Genomic DNA, 22,514 nt, shown 5'->3' with positions numbered 1-22,514 from the left:
GTGCGGCTCCACCGCGTGGGCGCGACCAGCCACAACGAGCCCGCACCCGGATACCGTCAACCCATGCACGACCAACAGCCCGCCCCGCCGCCCGGGGGCACCCCGGAGTCAGAGCCCGAACTCTTCACGTGGGAGTTCGCCTCCAACCCGTACCCCGCCTACGCCTGGCTCCGGGACAACGCCCCCGTAAGGAAGACCCCGCTCCCGAGCGGCGTGGACGCCTGGCTGGTCACCCGCTACGCAGACGCCCGCCAAGCCCTCGCGGACCAACGTCTCAGCAAGAACCCGGCCCACCACGACGAGCCCGCGCACGCGAAACGCAAGACCGGCATCCCGGGCGAACGCGGCGCCAACCTCATGACGCATCTGCTCAACATCGACCCGCCGGACCACACCCGCCTGCGCCGCCTCGTCGCCAAGGCCTTCACCCCCCGCCGCGTAGCCGAGTTCGCGCCGCGTGTGCAGGAGCTGACGGACCAGCTCATCGACACATTCATCGAGGAGGGAGAGGAGGGCTCCGCGGACCTCATCCACGAGTTCGCCTTCCCTCTCCCCATCTATGCCATCTGCGACCTTCTGGGCGTCCCGCGCGAGGACCAGGACGACTTCCGCGACTGGGCGGGCATGATGATCCGGCACGGCGGGGGCCCGCGAGGCGGCGTCGCACGGTCGGTCAAGAAGATGCGCGGATACCTCGCCGAACTCATCCACCGCAAGCGCCTCGAACCCGGCGACGACCTCATCTCCGGTCTCATCAAGGCCTCGGACCACGGCGAGCACCTCACCGAGAACGAGGCCGCCGCCATGGCGTTCATCCTTCTCTTCGCCGGGTTCGAGACCACCGTGAACCTCATCGGCAACGGGATGTACGCGCTCCTCACCCACCCCGAGCAGCGCGCCCGCCTCCAGAAGGCGCTGGCGGACGGCGACACCGGACTCCTGGAGACCGGCGTCGAGGAACTCCTCCGCTTCGACGGCCCCGTCGAGCTCGCCACCTGGCGCTTCGCGACGGAGCCGCTCACCATCGGCGGGCAGGACATCGCCGCGGGCGACCCCGTCCTCGTCGTGCTCGCCGCCGCCGACCGCGACCCCGCCCGGTTCGAGGAACCCGACACACTCGATCTTTCCCGTCGCGACAACCAACACCTCGGATACGGGCACGGAATCCACTACTGTCTCGGCGCCCCGCTCGCCCGTCTGGAGGGCCGGACCGCCCTCGCGACGCTGCTCCGGCGCCTTCCCGACCTGCAACTCGCGGCTGAACCGGGTGATTTGCGGTGGCGTGGCGGACTGATCATGCGGGGACTGCGCACCCTGCCCGTGAAGTTCACGACCGCACAGACAACGGTGTCCGACTGACGCCCCGTCACGACTGTGATGTTCACGTGATCTCCGCTGCATCGACTTGTGACAAGCGTTCGACTGCGGCTACGTTCACGACGACTTGAGCGCCCCACGCGTTCAAGTCGTCGCTGCAGTCTCGTGAAAGGCACCCGCATGCTCTCCGGCAATGGTCGTCACCGACGCCCCCGCCAGGCCCCGGCCCTCATCGTCGCGGCAGGAGTCACCGGATCAGCCATCGCCATCCCGCTCCTCGGCGCCACGAGCGCGAACGCCGCCGAGACCACGACGTGGCAGAAGCTCGCCGAGTGCGAGAGCGGCGGCGAGTGGAGCGCCAACCCCGGCAACGGCTACTACGGCGGGCTCCAGCTCTCCCAGGAGACCTGGGAGGCGTACGGCGGCCTGGACTACGCGCCGAGCGCCGACCAGGCGAGCCGGTCCCAGCAGATCGCCGTCGCCGAGCAGGTCCTCGACGCCAAGGGCACCGCCGCGTGGCCGAGCTGCGCCCCGATCGCCGGTCTCACCCAGGACGGCGCCGCGGCGGACGTGGATCCGGGCGCCCCGATCACGCCGAAGCCCACCGAGCCGTCGGACTCCACGGGCTCCGACAAGGGCGGCAAGGACGACAAGGGCGACAAGGACCCCTCCGGCAAGGACAAGGGCGAGGGCAAGGGCGAGAAGGCGGACAAGCCGTCCGATGACGCCTCCGACGGCGCCTCCGATCCGGAGAAGCCCTCCGACGACGCGAGCGACACGCCCGGCTCCGGCAAGGACTCCCGAGACAAGAATCACGACGAGTCCGACGAAAAGGGCGACAAGGGCGGTAAGGACGGCAAGGGCGAAGCCGACGCCAACAAGGGTGACTCCGGCAAGTCGGGCGACGAAGACGCCACTTCGCCCACGCCCGAGAACTCGACCGACCCGGCCGACGACGCGGACGGCTCCGCGGATCCCTCCGCGGACCCCTCCGCGGGCCGTCACCGCGGCGACCGCGCGGACGAGAGCGAGAGCGCCGACGGTCGGTCAGGACGCCACGCCTCGCGCGGCGAGAAGCGCTCCGGCAAGGTCGCCGACGGGACGTACACCGTGCGCTCCGGAGACAACCTCTCGGTCATCGCGGACGACCTCGGCGTCGACGGCGGATGGCACGAGCTCTACACCGAGAACAAGAAGACCGTCGGCACGGACCCGGACCTCATTCTCCCCGGTCAGAGCCTCGATCTGGGCGAAAAGTAACGGAAGTTGACGAAGCGTCGGGTGGGGATTTCACGCCGTATGTCTGGTTTGGCGCAAGTGAGAGATGGGTCTCAGAAGCCCTGATCGTCTTTGAAATTCAGGCGAATGCGTGATTACCGTCGTCACCGCTCGCCACTGGTGGGCCCCGCCGGTCGGTACGCCGAATCCTGCCAACGGCCGGACGGGAACAGTCGTCGCTTTGAGCGCCGTAGGCAGGAGCGGGGGACCCAGGTAAGTGCCGCGTCATGCGGCTAGGGGTGAAGCCGCACTCGAAGGAGTGCGGCCGGGCAACCACATCGGCCCGAACCCGACAGCTCACCTCGCAGGCGTCGGTGAGGGGATCTACGCATGCTGTTTTCCAGCAAGGGCAAGCACCGTCGTCCGTCCAAGGCCACCCGTGTCGTCACGCTCGCCGGCGTCACCGGTGCCGCCGTCGCCGCCCCGCTGATGGCCGCCGGTTCCGCCTCGGCCGCCACCACCTCCGAGTGGGACGCCGTCGCGCAGTGCGAGTCCGGCGGCAACTGGTCCATCAACACCGGCAACGGCTACTACGGCGGCGTGCAGTTCTCCGCCTCCACGTGGTCCGCGTACGGCGGCACGAAGTACGCGCCGACCGCCGACAAGGCCTCCAAGGCCCAGCAGATCGAGATCGCCGAGAAGGTCCTCGCGGGCCAGGGCAAGGGTGCCTGGCCGAGCTGCGGCGTCGGCCTCTCGGGCGCCTCGCCCAACAGCGGCGGCTCGCAGGAGCAGGCCCCGCAGCAGCAGGCCCCGCAGCAGCAGGCCCCGCAGCAGCAGGCCGCGCCGAAGCCGCAGCAGACGCAGCAGCAGGCCGCCCCGCAGCAGCAGGCCGCGCCCAAGCCGCAGCCGCAGACCGAGTCCAAGAAGACCGTCGAGACCCCGACCGGCAAGACGGTCAAGAAGGGCGACGGCGAGTACAAGGTCAAGACGGGGGACACCCTGTCGAAGATCGCCGAGGCGAAGCACGTCAAGGGCGGCTGGCACAAGGTCTACAAGCTCAACGGCGACATCATCGACAACGCCGACATGATCTACCCGGGCCAGCAGCTCCACCTGAGCTGACCCATTCGGTCACGGCCGTGCCTCGGCGGACGCACGGCCGTACCCCCCGTCCCCACGGGCTCCCCGCCCCGGTGCGCGTATCCCCCGTACGCACCGGGGCGGGGTCATGTCCGCACCCGTTCCCGCCGCCGCTGCCGCCCCTCTTGTTCGCTACTAGCGAGTAGAGAACATGGTCTTACGCCCTGTTTCCGCGCCATATGGCCTTTGTGCCGTCCCAGGGGACGGGCGGTCGGCTGGCCGAAGGCCCGGAGCCGGTTAGGCTCAGGAGGCGCAGGGCCGAAGCGGTCTGTCCAATCGCGTATTCGCGTCACACTCCCAGAAGGAGATGCTCGTGCCGTCCATCGACGTCGTCGTAGCCCGGGAAATCCTGGACTCCCGAGGCAACCCCACGGTCGAGGTCGAGGTCGGCCTCGACGACGGCAGCACCGGTCGTGCCGCCGTTCCGTCCGGTGCCTCCACCGGTGCCTTCGAGGCCATCGAACTCCGTGACGGTGACCCCAACCGTTACCAGGGCAAGGGTGTCGAGAAGGCAGTCCTCGCCGTCATCGAGCAGATCGGCCCGGAGCTCGTCGGCTACGACGCCACCGAGCAGCGCCTGATCGACCAGGCCATGTTCGACCTGGACGCCACCGACAACAAGGGCTCGCTCGGCGCCAACGCCATCCTCGGCGTCTCGCTCGCCGTCGCGCACGCCGCCTCCGAGGCCAGCGACCTGCCGCTGTTCCGCTACCTCGGCGGCCCGAACGCGCACCTGCTGCCCGTTCCGATGATGAACATCCTGAACGGCGGGTCGCACGCCGACTCGAACGTCGACATCCAGGAATTCATGATCGCCCCGATCGGCGCGGAGTCCTTCTCCGAGGCGCTGCGCTGGGGCACCGAGGTCTACCACACCCTCAAGAAGGTCCTGAAGGACAAGGGTCTGTCGACCGGCCTCGGCGACGAGGGCGGCTTCGCCCCGAACCTGGACTCCAACCGCGCCGCGCTCGACCTCATCCTCGAGGCCATCAAGCAGGCCGGTTACGTCCCCGGGGAGCAGATCGCCCTCGCCCTCGACGTCGCCGCCTCCGAGTTCTACAAGGACGGCACGTACTCCTTCGAGGGCAAGGACCGCTCGGCCGCCGAGATGACCGAGTACTACGCGGAGCTCGTCGCCTCGTACCCGCTCGTCTCCATCGAGGACCCGCTGTTCGAGGACGACTGGGCCGGCTGGAACGCCATCACCGAGAAGCTCGGCGACAAGGTGCAGCTCGTCGGCGACGACCTGTTCGTCACCAACCCCGAGCGTCTGGCCCGCGGCATCGAGGAGAACTCGGCCAACGCCCTGCTCGTCAAGGTCAACCAGATCGGTTCGCTGACCGAGACCCTCGACGCCGTCGAGATGGCCCAGCGCAGCGGCTTCAAGTGCATGATGTCGCACCGCTCCGGCGAGACCGAGGACGTCACCATCGCCGACCTCGCCGTCGCCACGAACTGCGGCCAGATCAAGACCGGCGCCCCGGCCCGCTCCGAGCGCGTCGCCAAGTACAACCAGCTCCTGCGCATCGAGGAGATCCTCGACGACGCGGCGGTCTACGCGGGCCGGAGCGCCTTCCCGCGGTTCCGCTCCACGGACTGATGAGCACAGCAAGGGCTGAACTCACGTAGCCACGTGGTTACCTACGTCCCCGCACGCGGTCCCGTACCGTGTGCGGGGACGTACGTACGTGTAAGCGCCGCGCAGCTCTGGGGAGGCGGAACCATGGCCAAGGCCGGGACCAAGGACCGGTTCTCCACCGCGACCCGCCTGCGACTGCTCGGCGAGCAGACCGCCGAGCGCGTCTACCGCTCCCAGACCAAGCGCCAGGCGCGCCGCTCCCGGCTCACCGGCCGCGCCGCGCTCCTCGCGCTCGTGCTCTGCTCCCTGGTCGTCGCCCTCGCGTATCCGATGCGGCAGTACGTGTCGCAGCGCGCCGAGATCGACGACCTGCGCCGGCAGCAGGCCGAGCACCGGGCGGACGTCGAGAAGCTGCGCGACGAGAAGGCCCGCTGGCAGGACGACGCGTACGCGGAGCAGCGCGTCCGGGACCGCCTGCACTACGTGATGCCCGGCGAGACCGGCTTCACGGTGATCGACCCCGCGGCCCTCAAGAGCCGCCGCACGGACCAGGGGGCGGCGACGCGCCCCTGGTACTCGAACGTCTGGGACGGCGTCGACAAGGCCGACCGCCCCGACGACTGACCCGCCTGACAGACGACTGACCCTCCTGACCACTGACACGGAAGACAGGCATGGAAACGCCCCCGCCGACCACTGAGCGCACCGAGCCCACCGACGCTGACGTCGAGGCCTTCAAGCAGCAGCTCGGCCGCCCGCCGCGCGGCCTGCGGGCCATCGCGCACCGCTGCCCCTGCGGACAGCCGGATGTCGTCGAGACGGCGCCGCGCCTCCCGGACGGGACGCCGTTCCCCACGACGTACTACCTGACGTGCCCGCGGGCCGCCTCCGCGATCGGCACCCTCGAGGCCAACGGCGTCATGAAGGAGATGTCGGAGCGGCTCACGACGGACGAGGAGCTGGCGAAGCAGTACCGCGCGGCGCACGAGGACTACATCGCGCGCCGTGACGCCATCGAGGTCCTGGAGGGCTTCCCCAGCGCGGGCGGCATGCCGGACCGCGTGAAGTGCCTGCACGTCCTGGTCGGCCACTCGCTGGCCGCGGGCCCCGGCGTGAACCCGTTGGGCGACGAGGCCATCGAGATGCTCCCCGAGTGGTGGGCCAAGGGCCCCTGCGTCACGCCGTGCGCCGCCGAGGGCGCCGAGTGAACCGGGTCGCCGCCATCGACTGCGGTACGAACTCGATCCGCCTGCTGGTCGCGGACGCGGACCCGGCCACGGGTGAGCTGGTCGACCTGGACCGGCGGATGACGATCGTCCGGCTCGGCCAGGGCGTGGACAGGACGGGCCGCCTCGCGCAGGAGGCGCTGGACCGCACCTTCGCGGCCTGCCGCGAGTACGCCGCGGTCATCAAGGAGCACGGCGCCGAACGCGTCCGCTTCGTCGCGACGTCCGCGTCCCGCGACGCGGAGAACCGCGACGAGTTCGTGCGCGGCGTCCTGGACATCCTGGGCGTCGAGCCGGAGGTCATCAGTGGCGACCAGGAGGCGGAGTTCTCCTTCACCGGGGCCACCAAGGAACTGACAGGCCGTGACGACCTGGCGAAGCCGTACCTGGTGGTGGACATCGGCGGCGGCTCCACGGAGTTCGTGGTCGGCACGGACCGGGTGGAGGCGGCCCGCTCGGTCGACGTCGGCTGCGTCCGCATGACCGAGCGGCACCTCGTACGCGACGGCGTGGTCACCGACCCGCCCGCGCCCGAGCAGCTCGACGCGATCCGCGCGGACATCGAGGCCGCCCTGGACCTCGCCGAGCGCACGGTCCCGCTCAAGGAGGCCCGCACGCTGGTGGGCCTTGCGGGCTCGGTCACCACGGTCGCCGCGATCGCCCTGGACCTCGACGTCTACGACTCCCAGGCGATCCACCACGCCCGCATCCCGTACCAGCAGGTCAGCGCCATCGTGGACCGCCTGACCCGCGCCACGCACGACGAGCGCGCCGCGATCCCGGTCATGCACCCGGGCCGCGCCGACGTCATCGCGTCGGGCGCCCTGGTCCTGCTGGCGATCATGGACAGGGTGGGCGCACGCGAGGTCGTGGTGAGCGAGCACGACATCCTCGACGGCATCGCCTACAAAGTGGCAGAGGACGTCGAGGCAGGCCGAAAGGGCGACTGACCTGCGGTGATTCTCTAGAACGCTTGTGCGGTGACCTGGTGAGACACGCAGGATGCAGCACGACGGCCCCGGTACCGCGCTGTAGGTACCGGGGCTACTCCCGTTGTGCCTGCCTCCGCGGGGGTAGGCACAACCTGCGAGCCGATGAGGTCAGCCCTTGAGCTCATCCGCCTTGATGCCGCTACGGAACGCAGTCCACTCGGCGGAGGCGAAGCGCAAGGGTGCAACGTGCGGGTTCTTGGAGTCGCGCAGAGCGACGGCTCCCCCCGGCAGATACGCCACCTCGACGCAGTCACCATTGGCGAGACTGAATGAGGACTTCTCCCACGTCACGTGCGAGATATCGAGGGCGTAGAGATCGCTTTTCTGCATATCTTCCTCCTCGAAGCGGCCATTCCTGAAGGATAGGTACCCGCTCTCCTCGCGTTCCTATCGGTGCCGTCTCCGGCGGCGTTTAAGCCGATGGGGTGAAGCGAAGGCTATAGCAGTCTCTGGGAGTGGTGGGCTCGGTAGCTTCGGAGTCGTAGCGATCTTGGAAGTGTGCGAGAGAAGAGGATCATCATGGGGACGGTCGACGACTGGAAGAACAGCACGGTGAGCGAGGGCAGCATCGTGCGCGTGAGACCAGAACGCGGCACGAAGCCCTACCTGCTTCGGCTGCATGGCGGCTTCTGGTGCGCACGAGTGCGGAAACTCGACTACGAAGCGGGCACGGTACGCATCACGCTCTGCAAGCAGGAGACGGCTGAACCGCTCACGGGCGAGGACGCGGGCCTAAGCCACCTCCGCCACAGCCGCGACCCGTTTGAGAAGCTGGTCCTGGAGTGGCTCCAGGAGCAGGGAGTCGAGTGGCACAGCGAGCTCACCGTGACGGTCGATCTTACGGACCTCAATCTGATGAAGGTGATCGAGGAGGACGAGTGGCCGTGGAACGGCCTCTACGTCGATGACTACGTCGAACTCGTCTGGGATGGGGCCCCGTGGATGGGCACCGTGGTGGGGCTGGATCCAACCGAGCAGACCATCACCCTGAAGAGGTCGTCCCCCATGGGGACTGTGGAGCAGGAGTTCCCCATGTCGAAGGCGCACTCGCACTTGCGATACAACAGGGGGCCGATGGACTGACGGACGCGGTAGAGCAGCCCTCCGGGATGAGGGGGGCGCAATCGGCGTCTCAGAGAAGGTGGCCTCGCCCACGCGGCGGCGTTCGTCAGCGGTGACGTCCAACGAGAGCGTGTGGCGCGCACTGTGTGAGGCCGCCGCAGAACAGACGTACCTCGCTACGCCTCGCCGAGGAGCCGCGTAACGCCCCGCTCGGCGCGCACGTCCTGGCGGGCATGGCTGATCAGGCGACGCTACTCGGCGACCCTGCCGAGGGCCGGCGCCTGGCCCAGGCGGGCCGTCAAGGGCGAAAAGGCGCACGCGGCCGATAGAGGGACTGACCTGCGGTGATGCCCCAGCAGGCTCGTGCTGGTGCGGTGACCTGGTAGGACACGCAGGGTGCGGCACAGCGGTCCCGGTTCCTCGTTGTAGGTACCGGGGCCGTTCTGTGGGCGCTGCTCGGCAGGTGAGGCGCCGGTATCCCTGACTACCGTCCCGTGATGGCCGCTACGGGGAGGCTGAGGCGTCGCAGGGCCTTGTACGTGTTCTTGGGCCGTGGCTACTCGTCGAGCAGGTTCTCGGTCCTCTCCTTGCCATCCTTGCTGTGCGTCTTGATCTGGTCGCCCTGGCCTGCGGCCTTGAGGTCCTCGTCGTCATCGGCCTGACCGAACGTCTTCTTGGCGTTGTCGGCAAGGTCTTCGACCGGGTTCTTCGCATTGTCTTCGGCGCCCATGACTGTCTCCTCGGTTCACCGGACTCAGAGGCGTGGACACGCTCTGCCACTCCACCTTCTGTGGACGAAGGCACTCAGGCCGGAGTGGACTAGCCCAAGTGGGGACTGAAGGCTTGTACACCAAGGCCAGGTGCCCGAAAGCCCACTGCACACTTCTGCGGCCGTCGACGCGGACCATGCGGCGTACAAGGCGCTTCCAGTTTGCGTCTGCGCCGGTCACCGGAGTACCAGTATCTCCGGTCTCTCGGAAGAGGAGGCGCGGCAGGCGTTGTTCGCCAACATGGTCGTCTCGTGGTGGCAATCCGTATACCTCATCAAGGAAATGACGGACGAGCAATTGGCTTTGCAGCTCGAATCATTCTTTTGCGAGAGTGCGAATAGGGAATACTGGGCCAGGAATAGAATGTCGTGGAGGAGTTTCGCGGACGCCGCATCCTCCAAGAGGGAGAAGGTTTTCGTTGGCATGGTGGAGGCGCAATTTCATTCCGCGATGACCCAACGTCCGTAGCGCGGTGGAGAGTCGCATCTTGGAGCAAGACGAGCCGAAGGCGGTCTCTTCGGTGTCCGACCACAGGCGGGCGGCCTCGACCTGCTCGGGCGTCGCCTCGCGAGGTGGTCGCGCATGGCGCCTTGCACTGCCTGACCTTGAACCGTGCGGCAGCGCTGCGCTTTGGGCGTGGCGGCGGCGGCCTCGCGCTTCCCATGTTCCTGAACGACATAACAGGCACCTGCGGCGCGCACCGGACACGGCGACCAGGTCGATACCGGCATCGGACAGGGTCCGCATGTACGCCTCGGTCGCCGCACGTCCCACGCTCGTACGGACGGCCACGAGGTGACGATCGTCCGGAGCCCGGTCGATGGCCTGCGCGTTGGTGTCGTTCCACTCGGGGTGCAGGATCTTGACCTCGAACGCGATCGGGACACTGTGCCGAGAGAAGGCAGCGCGACCGGCGAGGCCGCATCTGCTGTCCATCGCCTGAGCGCGTCCTGTAGCGTCTGAGCGGTCGGGAGGGGGGTCGGAAGGCCTCCACGCGACACCCCGTCGGGAAAGTTCGTGAAGTTCTTCACAAGGAAAACGGCCCTGATGGGCGAGGTTCGTCGGTCGCGGACCGGCTAAAGGGGGCTTTTCGAAGGCTCGGGCCGGTGGCCGGTGTGCTTCACGCAGGTGACGGGAGTGTGTCACCGGGCCCTGGTTCATCCGGGGCGGAGCCTCGGAGTGCAGCTCACAAGGGGTGCACAACGACTCGCGTGACGCTGTGGTTCCCCACGGGCACCATGACCTGGGTCACGTGGGCGGCGAAGTGTAGCAGAGGTCCTTGGCATGCTTGTGAAGGGGCGCACGAGCGACCCCCGACGGGCAGGTGGATACTCGATGGCATGAGCACCACGGAGCGTCCCAGGATCCTCGTAGTAGGCGGTGGGTACGTAGGCCTGTACGCAGCTCGGCGCATTCTCAAGAAGATGCGCTTCGGAGAGGCGACCGTCACGGTCGTCGACCCCCGTTCGTACATGACCTACCAGCCCTTCCTCCCCGAAGCCGCCGCAGGCAGCATCTCGCCGCGGCACGTCGTCGTCCCGCTGCGACGCGTACTGCCGAGGGCGGAAGTCCTCACCGGCCGGGTCACCACCATCGACCAGGACCGCAAGGTAGCCACGATCGCGCCGCTCGTCGGCGAGGCGTACGAGCTGCCCTTCGACTACCTCGTCATCGCGATGGGCGCGGTCTCCCGCACCTTCCCGATCCCCGGCCTCGCCGAGCAGGGCATCGGCATGAAGGGCATCGAGGAGGCCATCGGCCTGCGCAACCACGTCCTCGAGCAGCTCGACAAGGCTGACTCCACGACCGACGAGGAGGTCCGCCGCAAGGCACTGACCTTCGTCTTCGTCGGCGGTGGCTTCGCGGGTGCGGAGACCATCGGTGAGGTCGAGGACATGGCCCGCGACGCGGCCAAGTACTACAACAACGTGAAGCGCGAGGACATGCGCTTCGTGCTGGTCGACGTCGCCGACAAGATCCTTCCCGAGGTGGGCCCGAAGCTGGGCGCCTACGGCAAGGAGCACCTTGAGGGCCGCGGTGTCGAGGTCTACCTGAAGACCGGCATGGACTCCTGCGTGGACGGCCACGTCGTCCTGAACAACGGCCTCGAGGTCGACTCGAACACGATCGTGTGGACCGCGGGCGTCAAGCCCAACCCGGCGCTGTCCCGCTTCGGTCTGCCGCTCGGCCCCCGTGGCCACGTCGACACCCAGACGACTCTCCAGGTCCAGGGCACCGACTACATCTGGGCCGCGGGCGACAACGCCCAGGTCCCGGACATGGTCGGCCGCAAGGCCGGCAACGAGAACGCCTGGTGCCCGCCGAACGCCCAGCACGCGCTGCGTCAGGCGAAGGTCCTCGGCGACAACGTGATCTCCGGCATGCGGGGCTTCCCGCAGAAGGAGTACAGCCACGCCAACAAGGGTGCGGTCGCCGGTCTCGGCCTGCACAAGGGCGTCGCGATGATCGTCATGGGCAAGATGAAGATCAAGCTCAAGGGCCGTCTCGCCTGGTACATGCACCGCGCGTACCACGGCATGGCGATGCCGACGTTCAACCGCAAGATCCGTGTCTTCGCGGACTGGACGCTGGGCATGTTCCTCAAGCGCGAGGTCGTCTCCCTCGGCGCCATGGAGACGCCGCGCGAGGAGTTCTACGAGGCGGCCAAGCCGGCTCCGAAGCCCGCGGCCGCGGCCGAGCCCGCCCCGGCGGTCAAGGCCGAGGAGAAGGCCAAGGCCTCCTGAGGTCAGCAGAACCATCCCGAAGGGGCCGCTCGCCATCCGTGGTGCGAGTGGCCCCTTCGGCTTTTTCCCACTCCAACTAGGTGTCCCCCACATCTATTTTGCCTTTCCATGACGTGGCAACGGGACTGCGCACGACCCCCTTTGGTGTTTACGTGGTGTTGGACCCATCCACGGAGGTGTGCGCCATGCAGGACGCCGCACAGCGGCTCAAGACCCTCGCCGAGCAGCTCATGGGAGCCCCGCTACCGGTCCGTATCCGCGCCTGGGACGGGTCGGAAGCAGGCCCGCCGAACACCCCCACCCTCGTCGTACGCAACCGCCGCGCCCTGCGCCACCTCGTGTGGAAGCCGGGGGAGCTGGGCCTCGCGCGCGCCTGGGTGGCCGGTGACCTGGACGTCGACGGGGACCTGTACGAGGCCCTGGACGCCATGGCGGAGTTCATCTGGGAGCGTGCCGACAGCTCCGCGAGCCTGCGGCAGTCCCTGCGCGACCCGGCCTTCCGCGCCGCGGCCCGCTCCCTCGTCGCCCTCTCCGCGCCCTTCCTGCCGCCCGCCCCGCCCCCGGAGGAGATGCGCAGACCCGGCCGCCTCCACCTCCACACCAAGGGCAGCGACCGCCGCGCCATCAGCCACCACTACGACGTCGGCAACGACTTCTACGAGCTGGTGCTCGGCCCGTCGATGGTCTACTCGTGCGCCTACTGGGAGTCGCCCGACGGCACCCTGGAGAACGCCCAGCGCGACAAGCTCGAGATCGTCTCCCGCAAGCTCGCCCTGGAGCCAGGCATGCGTCTGCTCGACGTCGGCTGCGGCTGGGGCTCCATGGCGGTCCACGCGGCGCGCGAGCACGGCGTGAGCGTCGTCGGCGTCACCCTCTCCCACGAGCAGGCCGCCTACGCCAGGAAGCGGATCGCCGAGGAGGGCCTGACGGACCGGATCGAGATCCGCGTCCAGGACTACCGCGACGTACGCGACGGACCGTACGACGCCATCAGCTCCATCGGCATGGCCGAACACGTCGGCGCCGAACGCTACTTGGAGTACGCGCGCGACCTCCACGCCCTCCTGCGGCCCGGCGGACGGCTCCTGAACCACCAGATCGCGCGGCGGCCGCAGGCGGACGAGTCGGCGTACTCCGTGGACGAGTTCATCGACGCCTACGTCTTCCCCGACGGCGAGCTCGCCCCCCTGGGCACCACGGTGGACCTCCTCGAACGGGCCGGGTTCGAGGTCCGCGACGTCGAGACCCTCCGCGAGCACTACGCCCTCACGCTGCGTCGCTGGGTCGCGAACCTGGAGGCACACTGGCCGGAGGGCCAGCGGCTCACCTCACCCGGCAGGGCCCGCATCTGGCGCCTCTACATGGCCGCGTCCGCCCTCGCCTTCGAACGCAACCGCATCGGCGTCAACCAGGTACTGGCCGTGAAGACCCCGGAGAGCGGGGCTTCAGGGATGCCCCTGAGGGCCAGGGATTGGCGTTAGGCATACGAGTGGGGCCCCGGACGCGTCGTCGACGTCCGGGGCCCCACTCACGTACCGCTCAAGCCCGCGCAGCTACCCCCCGCTACTCACTCTTGATGGCCATCAGCGGGTTCAGGCGAGCCGCGCTCCGCGCCGGCCACACCGCCGCCATCACGCCGACCACCGCGGCGATCGCCAGGAAGATCGCGATCCGGCCGGCCGGGATCTCCATCGAGTACGTGGCGACCTTCTCGGCGATGCTGCCGCCCACGGCCCAGCCCATGAAGAGGCCGAGGCCGATGCCGAGGACCGCGCCGAACAGCGAGATCACGACCGACTCGAGGCGCACCATCTGCTTGACCTTCGCGCGGTCCAGGCCGATGGCGCGCAGCATGCCGATCTCGTGCTTGCGTTCGAAGACCGACATGGCCAGCGTGTTGATGACGCCGAGCACCGCGATGAGGATGGCCATCGCGAGGAGGCCGTACAGCATGTTCAGGACCATGTTGATGCCGCCCGCGACCGCGTTGCTGACGTCGTCCTTGTCCTGGACGGTGATGGCCGGGTTGTCGCCGAGGGCGTCGACGATGGCGTTCTCGGCGCGCTCCGAGGTGCCGCCCTTCATCTTCACCAGGACCTGCTTGTCGACGAGCTTGGAGAGGTGCGGGTCGACGACGGAGGTGGGGGCGAAGAGACCGTTGAGCATCTCGTTGCCCTCGTAGACACCCGCGACCTTCAGGCGGACGGTCTTGCCGTCCTCGTCGAACTTCAGCGGGAACGTGTCACCGGCCTTGAGGCCCTTGTCCTTCGCCGTGTCCGTGTCGACGAGCGCCGTGCCCGCCTTCAGGTCGTCCACCGAGCCGCTGGTGAAGTCGAGGCCGACCAGCTTGCCGAACGACTTCGGGTCGACGCCGTTGATGACCGTGTAGCTGCCGTCCGCCTCGCCGTACGCGGTGCGCAGCGGGGAGCTCGCCTCGACGACCGGGAGCTTGTCGATCTTCTCGCGGACCTCGGGGGTCAGCTCCTCGAAGTTCGCCATGGAGACGCTGTAGTCGGCCTTCATGGAGCCCGCGGCCATCTTGTTGATGGCGCTGCCCATGGAGGTCGCGATGACCGTCATCCCGGTGATGAGGGTGAGGCCGATCATCAGGGCCGCGGCCGTGGACGCCGTACGGCGCGGGTTGCGCACCGAGTTGAGGCGCGACAGCTTGCCGGTGACGCCGAACGGCTTCAGGAGCGGCGCGGAGGCGGCGATGAACGGCCGGGACAGCAGCGGGGTGAGGACGATGACGCCGACGAGGATGACGGCCGCGCCGCCCGCCATCACGTAGTTGTCGTCCATGAACAGCAGGACCAGGCCGAACGCCACGATGAGCGAGCCGATGGTGTTGCGGACGACCAGACCGCGCGTGGTGGGCGTCGCGTGGACGCTGTTCATCGCGGCGACCGGCGGGATCTTCGCGGCGCGGCGGCCCGGCAGCCAGGCGGCCAGCATGGTCACGACCACGCCGATCAGGAGCGCCACCACGATGGTCGTCGGGGCGATGACGAGCGGGCCGTCGGGCAGCGAGGCGCCGCCGGAGTTCATCAGGGCCTCCAGGCCGACCGAGACACCGAGGCCGAGCCCGAACCCGGCCACGGCGGCGATCAGGCCGACGAGGAACGCCTCGATGAGCACGGAGCGCGTCACCTGGCGGCGCGAGGCGCCGACGGCGCGCATCAGTGCGAGCTCCTTGGTGCGCTGGGCGACCAGCATGGTGAAGGTGTTGGCGATGATGAAGATGCCGACGAACAGTGCGATACCGGCGAAGATCAGCAGGACCTGGCTCATGGAGCTGGTCTGCTGCTCGATCATCCGCTCCTGGTCGTCCGAGAGCTGACCGCCGGTGACGGCGTCCGTGTCCTTCGGCAGGATCTTCTCGATGGAGCTCTTGAGCGCCGACTCGGAGGTGCCCGCGGCGGCCTTGACGTCGATCTCGTCGTACTCGGACTTGTTCAGCGCCTTCAGCGCGGTCTTGTTGTCGAGCACGACGAGGCTGCCGCCCGCGACGACGCTGCCGTCGTCGGTGTCGAAGACGCCGGAGACCTTGGCGGTGCGGACGGGGCCGTCGGTGGAGTAGCGGACGGTGTCGCCGACCTTGAATCCGGTGCGCTCGGCGGTACGGGAGTCCAGGGCGATGTCGGCGGCGGACTTCGGGGCGGCGCCCTTGGTGAACGCGTACCGGGGGTCCTTGCCGTCCTTGCCCGGGTAGAAGTTGGAGCCGGTGGTGCCCCACTCGCCGCCCACCAGCTTGCCGTCCTTGTCGGCGAGCGCGGTGAAGCCGTTGACCGAGCCGATCGCGGACTCGGCCCCGGGCAGGGCCGCGGCCTTCTTCAGGAGGCCGTCGGTGAGGCGTGCGGGATCCTTGGACTCGCCGTCCTCGGAGTCGGAGCCGCCGTCGGGCTGGATGGCGACGGAGACGTGGTCGAAGCTCTTCGCCGACTTGTTCTTGTAGGCGTTGCCGAAGGTGTCGGTGAAGACGAGGGTGCCGGAGACGAACGCGACGCCGAGCATGACGGCGAGCACGGTCATCAACAGCCGTGCTTTGTGCGCCAGCACGTTGCGCAGGGCGGTACGGAACATGGGTGTGAGTCCTGGGTCAAGTGAGAGGGGGGAGGGCCCCGCAGGGGCCTCCCAGGGGCGCGGGGAACTGCGCGACAAGCCACAGACGGCCCGCAGTCCCGAAACATGCCCGGCCTCAGCGGCGGTAGGGAAAACCCGCCCGAGGCCGAGCGGCCACTAGCTCGTCCGGCCCTTCGCGTCGAAGTGCTTCATGCGGTCGAGGACGCCGTCCGCCGTCGGCCCGTGCATCTCGTCGACGACCCGTCCGTCCGCGAGGAAGATCACGCGGTCCGCGTACGACGCCGCCACGGGGTCGTGCGTGACCATCACGACGGTCTGCCCGAGGTCCCGCACGGAGTTGCGGAGGAAGCCGAGGACCTCCGCGCCGGAGCGCGAGTCGAGGTTGCCGGTCGGTTCGTCACCGAAGATGATCTCCGGCTGGGAGGCGAGCGCGCGGGCCACGGCGACACGCTGCTGCTGCCCGCCGGAGAGCTCCGTGGGTCGGTGGCTGAGCCGCCCGGAGAGGCCGACCATCTCGATGACCTGCTCCAGCCACCGCTTGTCCGGCTTGCGGCCCGCGATGTCCATCGGCAGCGTGATGTTCTCCAGTGCCGTCAGCGTCGGCAGCAGGTTGAACGCCTGGAAGATGAAGCCGATCTTGTCCCGGCGGAGCTTGGTGAGCTGCTTGTCCTTCAGCGTGGACAGTTCCGTTTCGCCGATGCGCACGGAGCCGGAGCTGAAGCTGTCCAGGCCCGCGACGCAGTGCATCAGCGTCGACTTGCCGGAGCCCGAGGGACCCATGATCGCGGTGAACTCACCCTGCCCGAAGTCGACGGAGACGTGGTCCAGGGCGACCACCTGGGTCTCGCCCTGTCCGTACACCTTGGAGAGGTCCGTGGCGCGTGCGGCCACGGCGGTGGCGCGGGCGGCGAAGGGGGTGGTGGTCACGGGACGGGCTCCTGTCGGGACGACGAGTGGGGACGTACTCCATCGTCCTGGCCGATCCGCGCCCTGTAGTCAGCCGCTGTTCCGGTTCCCGGGGCCGTCTCCAGTCGGACTTGAGGTCGGCCTGTCATACCTGGGGATGACACCTATCCCTGAGTCCGGGAGGAGGCGGGGCCGAGGGAGAAGACGGCGAAGACGGAGAAGGCGGAGAAGGGGGGTGAAAGCGGGACCGGGACCGTCCGGGCGGCTAAATTCCGTCATTCCGTGCACAGCGCCACGGGACCGGCCGGGGCCGCGACAAGGCCTCCGGCATGTACCAACGGACCGTGTCAGGGTCTGATGCACCCTCAGACGTCAATAAAATAAGACAACATCGGGCTGCCCTTCCGCTGTTCGGGGGATGCCTCCCGATAGGGTCGAAGCCTCGACGCGGAGCCCATGGCCTGCCCGGATGGTGGAATGCAGACACGGCGAGCTTAAACCTCGCTGCCCCTCGGGGGCGTGCCGGTTCGAGTCCGGCTCCGGGCACATCCGCCGTACACCCGCCGTGCCTCACCGTCGACCGCTCGTCGCTCTCCGGGGTCACCCGGGCGGCGCAACGCCACAGAAGCGGGAACAGTGGCCCCTTCGTGCGCGTTCTCCATCACAGTGAGGGAAAGATCCTCCCCAAGCACTAGGCTCATCCCTTTGCCTACGCATTACTCTTGAGGGCAAAGCCACACACGGTGGCCATGGAGGAGTGAAATGAGGAGCAGTAACCCGGTCTTCTCGCGACGGGGGTTCAGCCGCGACAACGGCTTCGCAGGCTTCGGCCGGCAGCCGCAGGCCGGGGGACCCGCGGGCGCGACCCAGACCCAACAGGGCAACCCGTACGCGCAGGGCAATCCGTACGCCGGAGGCCAGCAGGCCCCCGCGGACAACCCCTACGCCACGAATCCGTACGCCCAGCAGGACCTGCAGCACGGAGCGCCCCAGGCGCCCGTGACCACCGCGGGCCGTATGACGATGGACGACGTCGTCATGCGTACGGCGACCACGCTCGGCACCCTCGTGGTGACGGCCGCGATCGCCTGGGCGCTGCTGCCGGTCGACGACGCCAACATCAGCAAGTCGTACGGCATCGCGATCGGCGCCGGTCTTGTCGCGATGGTCCTGGGCCTCGTCCAGGCCTTCAAGCGCAAGGCCTCGCCCGCGCTGATCCTGACGTACGCCGCGCTGGAAGGTGTCTTCCTCGGCGTCGTCTCCAGTGTCGTCGACAACCGCATCGCCAGCGGCGCGGCCATGCAGGCCGTGCTCGGCACGATGGCCGTCTTCATCGGCGTCCTCGTGGCGTACAAGGCGGGCTGGATCCGCGTCAACCGTCGCTTCTACGGCTTCGTGATGGCCGCGGCGATGGGCTTCCTGCTGCTCACCGCCGTGAACCTGCTGTTCATGGTCTTCGGCGGCGGTGACGGCCTCGGCTTCCGCAGCGGTGGCCTCGGCATCGTCTTCGGCATCGTCGGCATCCTGCTCGGCGCGTGCTTCCTGGCCCTGGACTTCAAGCAGGTCGAGGACGGCATCGCGTACGGAGCGCCGAAGGAAGAGGCGTGGCTCGCCGCGTTCGGTCTGACGATGACGCTCGTCTGGATCTACATGGAGTTCCTGCGCCTGATCGCGATCTTCTCGGGCAACGACTGAGACGCGTAGCTGTCGCAGTAGTCGCAGAAGGGCCCGCGGACCGGAGACGGTCCGCGGGCCCTTCGCCGTGTGCCGTGTGGGTGGGGGTCAGAGGAGTTTGCGGGCGGCCCGCCTGAGGTCGTACTCGTGGATGATCGCCTTCGCGTGCCCGTACGCGAGATTGTGTTCCGAGCGGAGCCAGCTGACTTTTTCCTCGAAGCGGAAGAGGGAGGGTCCTTCCTCCACGGCGCGCAGCCAGTCGGAGACTTCACGACCGGTGCAGTGGGGGATTCGGGCGAGCATGTTGCGGTGGGTCTCCTCGGAGAAGACTTGGGACATCGGCGCCTCCGGACGCGTCGCGATGTGTTCCGTCCTTCACGCCACCGTGCCTGAGCGTTGGGGCGTTGGCAACAGTCCCGGAAGGGAGCATAAGGTCGCTGCGTGCTCGATACGACGCCTTTGACAGCCGCAGTGGACCATTTCGCCGACCGTCTGCGGGCCGCCCCGCAGAGCCGCCTGCAGCGGGGGGCGGCGACCGAAGCGCTCGCTCTGGCCAGGGAGTTGGCCGCCCGCACCCAGCGCATCGAGGAACCGGAGGCGCAGCCGCGGGAGATGCCGGACGCGGGGATGTTCGCCGCGGCCGACCAGATCACCGTCGCGGGGCGCGATCTCGCCCTCGTCCTGACGGATCCCGAGGAGCTCGCGCGGGCGCTGGAACTCGTGGAGGAGGCGCAGAAGCGGGCCGGGGTCTAGACCCCCTTCTGCGGTTCGCTCGTCGCTCGTCGCTCGTTGCTCGTCGCTCAGACCGAGGCGATGACGCGGTCGGCCAGGATGTAGATGTTCTCGGTGCCGCACTCGAACGTCAGGGCGTACGCACCGGAGATGCCGGAGCCGCCGAGCAGGAACGGAGTGCGGCCCTCGCGCAGCGCGGTCGCCAGGAGCTCCGCGGTCTCGCGGTGGCCGGGCGTCATGCACAGCGTCGTACCGTCCGCGAAGACGTACACGTCGAGCGTGCCCAGCGGGCCGGGGCGGACGTCGGCGAGGGCGGTGCGGGCGTCGGCCAGCTCCTCCAGGCACGCCACCGTGCGCTCGTGATCACCGTGATCACCGTGATCGCCGTGGTCGCCGTGCCCCTCGGGTGTCGGCATCTGCACCGGCACGAAGTCCGGGTGCGAGGGGTGCCGGCGGCGGGCGGCGGCCAGCTCCGGGGAGTCCCCGGCGAACTCGTCGGTGCCCGTCGACTCGGCGAACGGCTCGGTCACCGGCTCCAGACTGTCGGACTCCAGGCCCGCGAAGTCGGCCTGCCGGGGCAGGAACAGCTCGTCGGCGATGCCGTCGGGCAGGCCGGGCAGTCCGCCGAGCAGCGAGGGCCCGTCGGCGCCCTCGCGGGCCTCCTGAGCGGCCCAGAACGCGCGGGCCTCGGCGAGCTCGCGCTCGCGCTCCTCGGCGAGCGCCTCGGTCACGGCCGCGCGTATCTCGTCGGTGTCCACGGTGGCGCGGGCCGCCGGCACCGTGGGGTGCGGGCCGCTCGTGGCACGGCTGTCGGCTTCGGCTTCGGCTCTGGCGGCCAGTTCGGTGTGCAGGGCTGTGATCTCGGCGAGCTGCTTCCGCATGCCGTGCACGGCGTGCAGGGCAGCGACGCCCACGGCCGTGGCAGCGGCCGTGGAGAGCAGCAGGGCAAGAGGCAAGGCGCTCACTGACGTACTCCCGGTTTCAAGTCGACCCCCGACTTCCTACATCAGCTTGAAGCCTGCACGATCCAGCTGTCAGTGCATTACGTCACGAATGGGACAGGACTTAGGGCCCGAGGTTTACCCCCGTATGTGCTCTGAGCTGGGCATGTCCATCTCCCCCAGGAGATAGGTCACATCCTGGGGGAGATTGGGTCACGAAGTGATGCAGGGACGGAGGGTCAGCAGAGGGAACTGTGTGTCAGCGGTTTTCTACTGTTACCGGCCGTTATTAGCTGAGGCGTTCGATAACCATGGCCATGCCCTGGCCGCCGCCGACGCACATCGTCTCGAGGCCGAACTGCTTGTCGTGGAACTGGAGGGAATTGATCAGCGTGCCGGTGATGCGGGCGCCGGTCATGCCGAAGGGGTGGCCGACGGCGATGCCGCCGCCGTTGACGTTCAGCTTGTCGATGTCGATGCCCAGGTCGCGGTAGCTGGGGATCACCTGGGCGGCGAACGCCTCGTTGATCTCGACCAGGTCGATGTCGTCGATGGTCAGCCCGGCGCGCCGGAGCGCCTGCTTGCTCGCCTCGACCGGGCCGAGGCCCATGATCTCGGGGGAGAGGCCGGTGACGCCGGTGGAGACGATGCGGGCGAGCGGGGTCAGGCCGAGTTCGCGGGCCTTGGTGTCGCTCATGATCACGAGGGCGGCGGCGCCGTCGTTGAGGGGGCAGCAGTTGCCGGCGGTGACGAGGCCGTCGGGCCGGAAGACGGGCTTGAGGCCCTGGACGCCCTCCAGGGTGACCCCGGCGCGCGGCCCGTCGTCCTTGCTGACGACCGTCCCGTCCGGGGTGGTGACGGGCGTGATCTCCCGCTCCCAGAAGCCATTCTTGATGGCTTCCTCGGCGAGGTTCTGCGAGCGGACGCCGAACTCGTCCATGTCCTGACGGGTGACGCCCTTCACGCGGGCGAGGTTCTCGGCGGTCTGTCCCATCGCGATGTACGCGTCCGGGACGAGCCCGTCCTCACGCGGGTCGTGCCACGTGGACCCCTCGGTCTTGGCGACGGCCTCGGTACGGGCCTCCGCGTCGGCGAAGAGGGGGTTGTGGGTATCGGGGAGCCCATCGCTGGTCCCCTTCACGCTCCGCGACACCATCTCCACGCCGGCGGAGATGAAGACGTCGCCCTCACCGGCCTTGATGGCGTGCAGGGCCATGCGGGAGGTCTGGAGGGACGAGGAGCAGTACCGGGTGATGGTGCAGCCCGGAAGGTGGTCCATGCCCATCTGTACGGCGACGATGCGGCCGAGGTTGTGCCCCTGCTCACCACCGGGCAGACCGCAGCCCAGCATCAGGTCGTCGATGTCCTTCGGGTCCAGCTCGGGGACCTTGGCGAGGGCGGCCTCGATGATGGTCGCGGTCAGGTCGTCCGGCCGCAGATCCTTCAGCGAGCCCTTGAAGGCACGGCCGATCGGGGTGCGGGCGGCGGAGACGATCACGGCTTCGGGCATCAGGGGCTCCAGTGGCTGTGGCGGTGAAAGTGCAGTGGCCTAAGGGGCAGGGCTCACTGGGAAGTTACCTGCACGTAATGGGGTGGGTCATCGGGTGGGGGATGTGACTCCGGCCGCATTTCTAAGCGGGCGCTCAGGCCGCGGGGCCCTGGGCGGAAGGGGTGGGGGGCCTTCCGGTCCGCAGTCACCTGCAGGCGGGTGGAGGTCGCCCGCGCAGGTCCCCGCGCGGGTGGGGGCCTTCCGGTCCGCAGTCACCCGCGGCGGATGGGGTCGCCCGCGCAGTTCCCGCGCCCCTGCCAGCCGCCCGGGGGCCACTTACTCGACACCCTCCACGAAGTGGTCGAACTCGCCCGCCTGCACGCCGAGCACGAAGGCGTCCCACTTCTTGCGGGTGGTCGTGACGATGTTGTCCGGATCGCTGGTCTCACGCAGGTAGACGGCGTCGCCGTCCGCACCGAAGGCGATCTCGATCCAGGGCCCTGGACCCTGCTCGTCCTCGGGCGCGGCGCGGGTCCAGTCGAGGTCGGTGGGGATACGGGGGGTCTCGGTCATGGCTTGGGTCTGCGCCTTCTCTTCGTCTGTGGGGCGGGGCCGCGGAGGTATGTACGTCCTCGCCATCC

At 68.7% G+C, this 22,514-nt stretch carries 20 protein-coding genes, 1 tRNA gene, 3 pseudogenes and 1 riboswitch; of the genes and pseudogenes, 16 read left to right on the top strand and 8 right to left on the bottom strand.

Features of this window, described 5'->3' with window-relative positions; genetic code table 11:
* Window positions 1-63 precede the first annotated feature (63 nt).
* The 8 genes and pseudogenes from NOO62_RS16575 to NOO62_RS16545 all read left to right on the top strand — a co-directional run bounded on the left by NOO62_RS16575 (window position 64) and on the right by NOO62_RS16545 (window position 7,430).
* A complete protein-coding gene (locus tag NOO62_RS16575; protein WP_268771655.1) occupies window positions 64-1,359 on the top strand; it encodes a cytochrome P450 family protein in 1,296 nt (431 codons plus the stop codon).
* A gap of 123 nt (window positions 1,360-1,482) precedes the next feature.
* Window positions 1,483-2,577: a transglycosylase family protein gene (locus tag NOO62_RS16570; RefSeq protein WP_321170576.1), complete on the top strand. Its 1,095-nt coding sequence runs from the start codon at window positions 1,483-1,485 to the stop codon at window positions 2,575-2,577.
* A gap of 194 nt (window positions 2,578-2,771) precedes the next feature.
* Window positions 2,772-2,921: riboswitch (cyclic di-AMP (ydaO/yuaA leader) on the top strand.
* Window positions 2,922-2,925: 4 nt separating this feature from the next.
* Window positions 2,926-3,321 (top strand): annotated as a pseudogene (locus tag NOO62_RS39285) (transglycosylase family protein); the annotation flags it as partial.
* A 132-nt stretch (window positions 3,322-3,453) separates the two neighbouring features.
* Window positions 3,454-3,657 (top strand): annotated as a pseudogene (locus NOO62_RS39280) (LysM peptidoglycan-binding domain-containing protein); the annotation flags it as partial.
* Window positions 3,658-3,988: 331 nt separating this feature from the next.
* Window positions 3,989-5,275 carry a phosphopyruvate hydratase gene (gene eno / locus NOO62_RS16560; RefSeq protein ID WP_268771653.1) on the top strand — a complete coding sequence of 429 codons (1,287 nt, stop codon included), beginning with the start codon at window positions 3,989-3,991 and terminating at the stop codon, window positions 5,273-5,275.
* Window positions 5,276-5,398: 123 nt separating this feature from the next.
* Window positions 5,399-5,878, top strand: a complete 480-nt coding sequence (locus tag NOO62_RS16555) for an FtsB family cell division protein (RefSeq protein WP_268771652.1) — start codon at window positions 5,399-5,401, stop codon at window positions 5,876-5,878.
* Between the two features lie 50 nt (window positions 5,879-5,928).
* Window positions 5,929-6,462 (top strand): DUF501 domain-containing protein, encoded by a 534-nt coding sequence (locus NOO62_RS16550; protein ID WP_268771651.1) that lies wholly within the window; start codon window positions 5,929-5,931, stop codon window positions 6,460-6,462.
* Window positions 6,459-7,430, top strand: a complete 972-nt coding sequence (locus NOO62_RS16545) for a Ppx/GppA phosphatase family protein (RefSeq protein ID WP_268771650.1) — start codon at window positions 6,459-6,461, stop codon at window positions 7,428-7,430. The genes NOO62_RS16550 and NOO62_RS16545 overlap by 4 nt, the downstream gene beginning before the upstream one ends.
* A 150-nt stretch (window positions 7,431-7,580) precedes the next feature.
* On the opposite strand, the gene NOO62_RS16540 is transcribed toward NOO62_RS16545, so the two are convergent.
* Window positions 7,581-7,802, bottom strand: a complete 222-nt coding sequence (locus NOO62_RS16540; RefSeq protein ID WP_268771649.1) for a DUF397 domain-containing protein — start codon at window positions 7,800-7,802, stop codon at window positions 7,581-7,583.
* A gap of 189 nt (window positions 7,803-7,991) precedes the next feature.
* On the opposite strand from NOO62_RS16540, the gene NOO62_RS16535 reads away from it, so the two are divergent.
* A complete protein-coding gene (locus NOO62_RS16535; RefSeq protein WP_268771648.1) occupies window positions 7,992-8,555 on the top strand; it encodes a hypothetical protein in 564 nt (187 codons plus the stop codon).
* Between the two features lie 94 nt (window positions 8,556-8,649).
* A pseudogene (locus NOO62_RS16530) lies at window positions 8,650-8,839 on the top strand (transcriptional regulator); the annotation flags it as partial.
* 251 nt (window positions 8,840-9,090) lie between these two features.
* Here the strand turns inward: NOO62_RS16530 and NOO62_RS16525 are convergent.
* Window positions 9,091-9,264, bottom strand: coding sequence for a hypothetical protein (locus NOO62_RS16525; RefSeq protein ID WP_268771647.1), 174 nt, complete (start codon window positions 9,262-9,264; stop codon window positions 9,091-9,093).
* Window positions 9,265-9,394: 130 nt separating this feature from the next.
* Here NOO62_RS16525 and NOO62_RS39275 point away from each other — a divergent pair, with 130 nt between their 5' ends.
* From NOO62_RS39275 to NOO62_RS16515, 3 genes are all read left to right on the top strand, one after another.
* Window positions 9,395-9,772, top strand: a complete 378-nt coding sequence (locus NOO62_RS39275; protein WP_414930838.1) for a DUF6082 family protein — start codon at window positions 9,395-9,397, stop codon at window positions 9,770-9,772.
* Between the two features lie 872 nt (window positions 9,773-10,644).
* Window positions 10,645-12,048: an NAD(P)/FAD-dependent oxidoreductase gene (locus tag NOO62_RS16520; RefSeq protein ID WP_268771646.1), complete on the top strand. Its 1,404-nt coding sequence runs from the start codon at window positions 10,645-10,647 to the stop codon at window positions 12,046-12,048.
* Between the two features lie 185 nt (window positions 12,049-12,233).
* Window positions 12,234-13,529 carry an SAM-dependent methyltransferase gene (locus NOO62_RS16515; protein ID WP_268771645.1) on the top strand — a complete coding sequence of 432 codons (1,296 nt, stop codon included), beginning with the start codon at window positions 12,234-12,236 and terminating at the stop codon, window positions 13,527-13,529.
* An 82-nt stretch (window positions 13,530-13,611) separates the two neighbouring features.
* Here the strand turns inward: NOO62_RS16515 and NOO62_RS16510 are convergent, their stop codons facing one another.
* Window positions 13,612-16,131, bottom strand: coding sequence for an ABC transporter permease (locus NOO62_RS16510; protein ID WP_268771644.1), 2,520 nt, complete (start codon window positions 16,129-16,131; stop codon window positions 13,612-13,614).
* Window positions 16,132-16,287: 156 nt separating this feature from the next.
* Entirely contained in the window at window positions 16,288-17,058 is a 771-nt protein-coding gene (locus tag NOO62_RS16505; protein WP_268771643.1) for an ABC transporter ATP-binding protein, read from the bottom strand.
* Between the two features lie 442 nt (window positions 17,059-17,500).
* Here NOO62_RS16505 and NOO62_RS16500 point away from each other — a divergent pair.
* Window positions 17,501-17,583 (top strand) — tRNA-Leu (locus tag NOO62_RS16500).
* Between the two features lie 216 nt (window positions 17,584-17,799).
* Window positions 17,800-18,732: a Bax inhibitor-1/YccA family protein gene (locus NOO62_RS16495; protein WP_268771642.1), complete on the top strand. Its 933-nt coding sequence runs from the start codon at window positions 17,800-17,802 to the stop codon at window positions 18,730-18,732.
* Between the two features lie 87 nt (window positions 18,733-18,819).
* Here NOO62_RS16495 and NOO62_RS16490 read toward each other — a convergent pair whose 3' ends face one another.
* Window positions 18,820-19,050, bottom strand: a complete 231-nt coding sequence (locus NOO62_RS16490) for a DUF4287 domain-containing protein (RefSeq protein ID WP_268771641.1) — start codon at window positions 19,048-19,050, stop codon at window positions 18,820-18,822.
* A 102-nt stretch (window positions 19,051-19,152) separates the two neighbouring features.
* Between NOO62_RS16490 and NOO62_RS16485 the strand changes: the two genes are divergently transcribed.
* Window positions 19,153-19,464 carry a hypothetical protein gene (locus tag NOO62_RS16485; protein ID WP_268771640.1) on the top strand — a complete coding sequence of 104 codons (312 nt, stop codon included), beginning with the start codon at window positions 19,153-19,155 and terminating at the stop codon, window positions 19,462-19,464.
* Between the two features lie 47 nt (window positions 19,465-19,511).
* On the opposite strand, the gene NOO62_RS16480 is transcribed toward NOO62_RS16485, so the two are convergent.
* From NOO62_RS16480 to NOO62_RS16470, 3 genes are all read right to left on the bottom strand, one after another.
* A complete protein-coding gene (locus NOO62_RS16480) occupies window positions 19,512-20,408 on the bottom strand; it encodes a hypothetical protein (protein ID WP_268771639.1) in 897 nt (298 codons plus the stop codon).
* Window positions 20,409-20,673: 265 nt separating this feature from the next.
* Complete coding sequence (locus NOO62_RS16475; RefSeq protein WP_268771638.1) at window positions 20,674-21,894, bottom strand: acetyl-CoA C-acetyltransferase; 1,221 nt, start codon at window positions 21,892-21,894, stop codon at window positions 20,674-20,676.
* 315 nt (window positions 21,895-22,209) lie between these two features.
* The gene (locus NOO62_RS16470; protein WP_268771637.1) at window positions 22,210-22,446 is read right to left on the bottom strand and encodes a DUF397 domain-containing protein; all 237 of its coding nucleotides are present in this window, start codon (window positions 22,444-22,446) and stop codon (window positions 22,210-22,212) included.
* Window positions 22,447-22,514: the final 68 nt, after the last annotated feature.

Source organism: Streptomyces sp. Je 1-369 (assembly GCF_026810505.1).
In the GTDB taxonomy this organism is placed as follows: Bacteria; Actinomycetota; Actinomycetes; order Streptomycetales; family Streptomycetaceae; genus Streptomyces.
The sequence above is the reverse complement of the archived record's forward strand: the minus strand, read 5'-3'. Positions and strand labels throughout refer to the sequence as shown.

Coding starts and splice junctions, on each gene's coding strand:
- NOO62_RS16475 (WP_268771638.1), bottom strand. CDS start 21,894: ATGCCCGAAGCCGTGATCGTCTCCGCCGCCCGCACCCCGATCGGCCGT.
- NOO62_RS16520 (WP_268771646.1), top strand. CDS start 10,645: ATGAGCACCACGGAGCGTCCCAGGATCCTCGTAGTAGGCGGTGGGTAC.
- NOO62_RS16470 (WP_268771637.1), bottom strand. CDS start 22,446: ATGACCGAGACCCCCCGTATCCCCACCGACCTCGACTGGACCCGCGCC.
- NOO62_RS16510 (WP_268771644.1), bottom strand. CDS start 16,131: ATGTTCCGTACCGCCCTGCGCAACGTGCTGGCGCACAAAGCACGGCTG.
- NOO62_RS16525 (WP_268771647.1), bottom strand. CDS start 9,264: ATGGGCGCCGAAGACAATGCGAAGAACCCGGTCGAAGACCTTGCCGAC.
- NOO62_RS16550 (WP_268771651.1), top strand. CDS start 5,929: ATGGAAACGCCCCCGCCGACCACTGAGCGCACCGAGCCCACCGACGCT.
- NOO62_RS16575 (WP_268771655.1), top strand. CDS start 64: ATGCACGACCAACAGCCCGCCCCGCCGCCCGGGGGCACCCCGGAGTCA.
- NOO62_RS16555 (WP_268771652.1), top strand. CDS start 5,399: ATGGCCAAGGCCGGGACCAAGGACCGGTTCTCCACCGCGACCCGCCTG.
- NOO62_RS16535 (WP_268771648.1), top strand. CDS start 7,992: ATGGGGACGGTCGACGACTGGAAGAACAGCACGGTGAGCGAGGGCAGC.
- NOO62_RS16490 (WP_268771641.1), bottom strand. CDS start 19,050: ATGTCCCAAGTCTTCTCCGAGGAGACCCACCGCAACATGCTCGCCCGA.
- NOO62_RS16540 (WP_268771649.1), bottom strand. CDS start 7,802: ATGCAGAAAAGCGATCTCTACGCCCTCGATATCTCGCACGTGACGTGG.
- NOO62_RS16515 (WP_268771645.1), top strand. CDS start 12,234: ATGCAGGACGCCGCACAGCGGCTCAAGACCCTCGCCGAGCAGCTCATG.
- NOO62_RS16495 (WP_268771642.1), top strand. CDS start 17,800: ATGAGGAGCAGTAACCCGGTCTTCTCGCGACGGGGGTTCAGCCGCGAC.